The organism is Galbibacter marinus (assembly GCF_000300875.1).
In the GTDB taxonomy this organism is placed as follows: Bacteria; Bacteroidota; Bacteroidia; order Flavobacteriales; family Flavobacteriaceae; genus Galbibacter; species Galbibacter marinus.
In genome coordinates this window covers 25,675-31,893 of sequence record NZ_AMSG01000030.1, presented here as the reverse complement: position 1 = coordinate 31,893, position 6,219 = coordinate 25,675, and the positions used below count along the sequence as shown (strand labels likewise).

Sequence of the window (6,219 nt, the reverse complement as noted above, 5' to 3'; positions counted from 1 at the left end):
CCTATCTATCGCATTAGCGTAGATGGGTAAGCTCATAATTTGGACTTTGTAAAATTTAAAAAAGGGCGCCAGGAAATCCCGACACCCCTTTTGAAAAGAAATCAAATTAAACACTCTTCTATTTTTTCTAATTCAAAATCTTAATTCTGATATATGGTTATTGTTCCACTATCTTCATTGGTAACTACTAGAAGATCTCTATCATTAGGACTATCTGCAGCTGCAATGGCTAACACCCCTTCTGGAGCATGATCACCCGCTCTTTCTAAAATCTGTAAAAACTCTGGAGCTACAGGATTGCTAAAATCATAAACCAATACTTGGCTGTTTCTCTCCAACCCGACAAATAACAGGGTCTTATCACCTACCTTCAAGAGTTCGATAGCCTCTGGCTCAGCCCCTTTATCATCACTCCTACCATCAACCTCTCCTTGATCAGCATTAAAACTCCCAGGGGTTTGGTCAAGTACTCTTTGGGCGATAGTGTTTCCACTATCATACACAAGATCCCCTGTTGTAGACCATACGCTAAAAGACCGAGCGCCATAGGCAAATATTTTATCGTAATCGCCATCACCATCGATATCGCCCATAGTGGTGGTTGTCTTTAGCCTGCCTAAATTTTCTTTAGCTTGCAAGTTTGCAGCTTCTGGAAATACTGTAGCATCTAAGACTAAGTCCTCCACTCTTGTTTCTTCAGAAAATCCATCATAGTCTCTAGCATCACCTTCATTTGCTGTGATTAAGTATCCTGTACCGTTGATATTGGCATATTTTATCGCATCTGGAAGATACATACCATAAATTGGCCAGTTTTTAAATTCGGTAACACCGTCTTTATCACTAGCATCAATCATATTTTCAGTTAACATATGATCCTTAAAACCAAATGGATAAATAGCCTCAATCTTTTTAGTCTCTAGATTAACCTTTGCCATTGCATTATTCTCCTGTAGAGTTACCCAAGCCGTTTTAGAATCATCTGAAATTGCGACATACTCTGGTTCTACATCCTGAGCTACTGTTGCTTCAGGTCCAAAAACCCTAAATCCTCCTTCTTCCAGTCCACTTAATTGATTGTTAAAAGCTTCAAATCCTAAGGTTGAAACTACTCCTGAACCTACTTCAATTATACTGACACTACCAGCGGGATCCGTTAGGTAATCTGAACTTGGCTCTGCTTCATTTGCCACTACGATATATTTTCCATTTGGGGAAAACATCACCATATCAGGCAACGCTCCTACGATATAGCTTTGAATTAAAGCATTTGATTGGGTGTCAAATAATAGCACACTTCCATTATTTTGTTTATTGGATGCCTCTACTGCTATGGCCAATTGTTTATCGTAAATAGAAACACTATTTGGAGTGCCGGTAGCACTTACTTCTATCACTCCTGCTTCTATAGGTTTAGATGGATCAGTAAGGTCATAGATCATCACCGCATCCAAATCTGGATTTACAGTAAACAGTTTTTTGGTCTTAGAGTCGTATGCAGATATTTCTGTGGTTCCTCCAGCTGATATGGTAGTTAGGTGCTCAAATCGGATATTTTTATCAATCGGATCGACACAACAATCCTCATTATCATCCGACTCACATGCAACAAAACTAATACCTATAGCAGCTACAAGCAATGCATATTTAAATTTCATTGATTAATTTTTAATTCTCCCCAAAGAAAGTAAATGCATCTTAGGCTATTGTTACCATAAGAGTATGCTTATGTTACCTATTTTGCCCTAGGTAAAGTAAATGTTATTTCTGGTTGTAACCGAACCGTTTGAGTTGTCGCTGATCTGAGCGCCAATTTTTATTGACTTTTACAAAGATCTCAATATGGACTTGTTTGCCGAAGAATTTTTCCAAATCCTTTCTTGCTTGGATCCCTACTCTTTTTAAAGCAGATCCTTTGTGCCCAATAATAATCCCTTTTTGAGTATCACGCTCTACCATAATAACAGAGCGTATACGTATAATGTTTTCGTCTTCTAAAAATTCTTCAGTTTCCACCTCAACGGCATAAGGTATTTCCTTAGAGTAGTTAATTAGAATTTTTTCACGAATGGTCTCATTGACAAAAAATCGCTCTGGCTTATCTGTAATTTGATCCTTGGGATAGAATGCAGGTGATTCTGGAAGTAATTCCAGAATGCGGTTAAATACCGTATCTACGTTAAAGTTCTGAAGGGCGGAGATTGGATATATTTCTGCATTAGGAACTTTATCCTTCCACAGTTGTACCTGCTGTTCTAAAACTTCCTGTGAGGATACATCAATTTTATTTAAAAGCAAAAGAACAGGGACTTTTGAATTAGTGATTTTTGCAAAGAAAGCTTCATCTTTTAAATCTTTCTCCCCTATCTCTACCATATATATTAATACATCAGCATCTTCAAAAGCGGATTTAACAAAATCCATCATAGAGGATTGAAGTTCATAAGCAGGTTTTATTATTCCAGGGGTATCGGAGAATACCACCTGAAAGTCGTCTCCGTTCACAATCCCGAAAATACGGTGCCTAGTGGTTTGTGCTTTTGATGTTATAATGGAGAGCTTCTCTCCGATCAACGCATTCATAAGGGTAGATTTCCCTACATTTGGATTCCCTACAATATTTACAAAGCCTGCTTTATGTTCGCTCATCTTTCATCTTTTTTAAGTACAACTTCATTGATGCATTCACCTTAGGCGCAAGCCAAATAAGTGCAATCATGTTTGGAATGCACATCAGAGCATAAGCCAAATCAATCAGATTAATCACAACCCCAACGGAAGTTATTGCTGCAAAGGTAATGGTTGCCACGTAATAAACGTTAAACCATTTTGCAATTTTAGGATTCGCCAAATACGCTAGGCACTTGGTACCATAAAAAGAATAAGTAAATAATGTCGACAAGGCAAAAGCAGCAACTATGAGAAGGAGTAAAATATCACCATAACCAAAAAGAGATTTTTCAAACGCATATAAGGTCATCGCAATACCATTGGCATCAACCTCTAAGTAAGCTCCGCTTATAATTATAGTAATTGCTGTCAATGTGCATACTATAATAGTATCGATAAACGGCCCTAACATGGCTACTAAACCTTCTTGGACAGGTTCATTTGTTTTGGATTCTCCATGGTACATAGGAGCACTACCAAGTCCTGCTTCATTGGAGAACACTGCCCTTCTTACCCCAAGAATAACTAACCCCCAAAAACCTCCTTTTACGGCAGTATCAAAATTAAAAGCTTCTCTAAATATCAATTCAAAAGAAGGTATAATTCCTTCGACGTTAGTAAATAGTATAACCATCACACCAACAAAGTATACACCTATCATAAAAGGAACTATAGCCGTTGATACCTTAGCAATTTTTTGTAATCCCCCGAAAATAACAAGGGAAGTTATTATGGATAAACTAATACCGATAATTAATTTCCAATTAAAATCTCCGATAGCAGCAATAGTTACATCAGGATCCACTACACTCATAAAGGTTTGGGTAAATTGGTTTACTGTAAACACTCCTAGAAAACCTACTAATCCCGCCACAGAGAAAAATACAGCTAAAGGTTTTCCCATAAAACCGATCCCTTTTGTCATATAGTGCATAGGCCCCGACTCTAGTCTTCCATCGCTATGAACTGTTCTGTACATTACTGCCAAACTACAACCGTAGAACTTTATTATCATTCCTACTAAGGCCGTCATCCACATCCAAAATACAACACCTGGCCCGCCTTGATAAATTGCAATGGCAACTCCAGAGATATTCCCCAGGCCTACTGTTGCTGCTACAGCCGAAAAAAGTGCCTGCAAGTGACTGATTTGTCCAGGGTCATTAGGATCATCATGTTTACCGCGCACTATACTTATAGCATGACGAAATAGTAAATAAGGTGTAAATCTTGAATAAAAAAGTAAAAATAACCCTCCTCCTATTACAAAAAATAGCATAACCCATTCTGCGTAAGGAATCAGGGAACTGAGAACCGAATTGATTGTATCCATGAAAACTAAAGTAATTAAAACATCCTTTTCAAAAAAGGAAAAGCAAAAAAAGTAAGCAATAAAAAATAATTTCCATAAAACCCTTGCACAACCATAAAAACGTTGTATATTTGCACCCGAAACATCGCGGGATAGAGCAGTAGGTAGCTCGTCGGGCTCATAACCCGAAGGTCACTGGTTCGAGTCCAGTTCCCGCTACTAGTAAAGACAAGGGTTTCAAGAGATTGAAACCCTTTTTTAATGTCTTAAATTCGGCTCAGGTAAAACATTTGCCTTTTTTAATATTTTTTGTTGAATTTTGATTTTGATTGGTAAACCCAGTGTGTTTTACCAAATAAAAGATTTTGGGAGTCGCTAATCATAAATCTTGTCCAAATCAAAAATTATATTTTTTACTGCTCTAAAATCGCCATCAATTTATGATTTAGATATAGTTTTTCTTTCCCTACCTTTTCAGAGATTAGAAAACCTGTCTTCTCCAAATCTGAAAGATAATTACCAACGGTTTTTGATGTCCCTAATCCAGCGTCAACTAAGAATTGACGTTTAGTGTAAGGCAGTCTAAAAAGAGTCTCAACCATATCTTTTGAGTACGCTTTAGGTAATGAATTTTTTATTTCCTCTCCCATAGTTTCCATTAAGCCTGTAACACTTTTTAAGCGTTCCAGTCCTTTTTTAGCAGTATAATCAATCATCTCGAGCATGTAAAGTATCCATGATTCCCAATTTTGATCTTCAGTTACTTGACGTAATTTAGAATAATATTCAGCTTTATTCTTAATAATGTATTCGCTTAGATAAATAGCTGGTGTATCCAGCAGTTTTTCTAGTTTCAGATAAAGTAACAACAAAATTCTACCTGTTCTACCATTCCCGTCTCCAAACGGATGAATCGCCTCAAATTGATAATGTAATAATGCCATTTTTATTAAGGGATCTATTGATCTTTCATTATTGATAAATATTTCTAGATTATCTAGTTTTTCCCTTATTACATTTTCGCCTGTAGGCGGGGTATATATTGTTTCCCCTTGTAAATTTTTTAGAGCTGTTCCAGGAGTAGATCGTATCCCTGCTTTATTTTTCTTTATACTTTGTACAATTTCAATACACAAATTAGTTGTTATAAAGGGACGCTTCTCTATGATTTTTAAACCGTTCCATAACGCTTCTTTGTAACTAATAACTTCTTTGGTAGCTGGATTGTCAAATTTTTTATCTGCAACTATAGATTTGTATAGGTCATCGTTGGTAGTAATAATGTTCTCAATTTCAGAACTAGCTTTAGCCTCTTGTAAATGAATGGTGTCTAAAAATAAGGTTGGATTAGGTAAATTTGTTAGCATACCATTAAGTTGTGCTAAAGACCTACTAGCCTCAATTGTTTTTCGCAACACAGTTGTAGTTTCTAAATTTGTTTTAGGTGGTAACTGAGGTAAATTATTGTACGGTGTATTTCTATTAAACTTGGCCATTTAAACGAGGATGAAATTTACATGTGTTATTTAAACGAGAGTAAATATAGTTGTTTTTTACCTCTGTTTGATGCTCGAGCGTAAATATTACCTTCGTTTACCCAGGATTTAAAGTAAATACATCTATTAATACCGTAAAAAAGGACTTTATTAAAACTTTATTTATGATTGTAATTAAACGAATTTTAACAAAAACATAATAGTCATTTGCTTAGATGTGGCGGAATTCTAAAACCACCTTCCTGCCCCCATTCAACTCTTGTAATTCGATCATTAATTTTTATTTGTCACCAAGCACATATTTGGGCAGAATATATACAAAACGAAGCGATTGACCATTCCATATCTTAGTTGGATTGTTATGAATGTAGACTGGTTGTATTTCAAGCCATTGATAGGAAGCTTTTCTTTTCTTATTCCCACTGACACTGTAAACTTTTAAAAAATTAGTTTCAAAAGTAATACCCGAAGTATTAGATACTTCCACAACTAAATAAGTTTCAGATTTGTGATAAAACATTTTCTGAAGCTGTAGTTTAATTCCATTCCTTTTTTTAGACGCTAATCTTTTGGGTTTGGTTTTAAGTAAGTATCTGCTGAAGGATTTATAATATTCCAAACTTCTCCCAATACTGTCCAATCGTTTCTGCATTGGTTTTGGCTCCGCCGACAACGGTACTTCAGTACCTATACTTTCTGTGAGCTATCATACTTTTTACGTGTTTTTGCGATGATGATAAA

At 36.1% G+C, this 6,219-nt stretch carries 4 protein-coding genes, 1 tRNA gene and 1 pseudogene; 1 reads left to right on the top strand and 5 read right to left on the bottom strand.

Annotation, left to right across the window (positions count from 1 at the left end; genetic code table 11):
* Positions 1–140: 140 nt before the first annotated feature.
* From I215_RS13905 to I215_RS13895, 3 genes are all read right to left on the bottom strand, one after another.
* Positions 141–1,658: a choice-of-anchor I family protein gene (locus tag I215_RS13905; protein WP_008992624.1), complete on the bottom strand. Its 1,518-nt coding sequence runs from the start codon at positions 1,656–1,658 to the stop codon at positions 141–143.
* 103 nt (positions 1,659–1,761) lie between these two features.
* On the bottom strand, positions 1,762–2,649 hold the full coding sequence (gene era / locus I215_RS13900; RefSeq protein ID WP_008992623.1) for a GTPase Era: 888 nt from the start codon (positions 2,647–2,649) through the stop codon (positions 1,762–1,764).
* Complete coding sequence (locus I215_RS13895) at positions 2,636–4,003, bottom strand: alanine/glycine:cation symporter family protein (RefSeq protein WP_008992622.1); 1,368 nt, start codon at positions 4,001–4,003, stop codon at positions 2,636–2,638. Before I215_RS13895 ends, era begins: the two co-directional genes overlap by 14 nt.
* Before the next feature lie 125 nt (positions 4,004–4,128).
* Here I215_RS13895 and I215_RS13890 point away from each other — a divergent pair.
* A tRNA-Met gene (locus I215_RS13890) sits at positions 4,129–4,201 on the top strand.
* 194 nt (positions 4,202–4,395) lie between these two features.
* On the opposite strand, the gene I215_RS13885 is transcribed toward I215_RS13890, so the two are convergent.
* Positions 4,396–5,478 carry a Fic family protein gene (locus I215_RS13885; RefSeq protein ID WP_008992621.1) on the bottom strand — a complete coding sequence of 361 codons (1,083 nt, stop codon included), beginning with the start codon at positions 5,476–5,478 and terminating at the stop codon, positions 4,396–4,398.
* 211 nt (positions 5,479–5,689) lie between these two features.
* Positions 5,690–6,178: pseudogene (locus tag I215_RS13880) on the bottom strand (DUF4138 domain-containing protein); the annotation flags it as partial.
* Between the last annotated feature and the right edge of the window lie 41 nt (positions 6,179–6,219).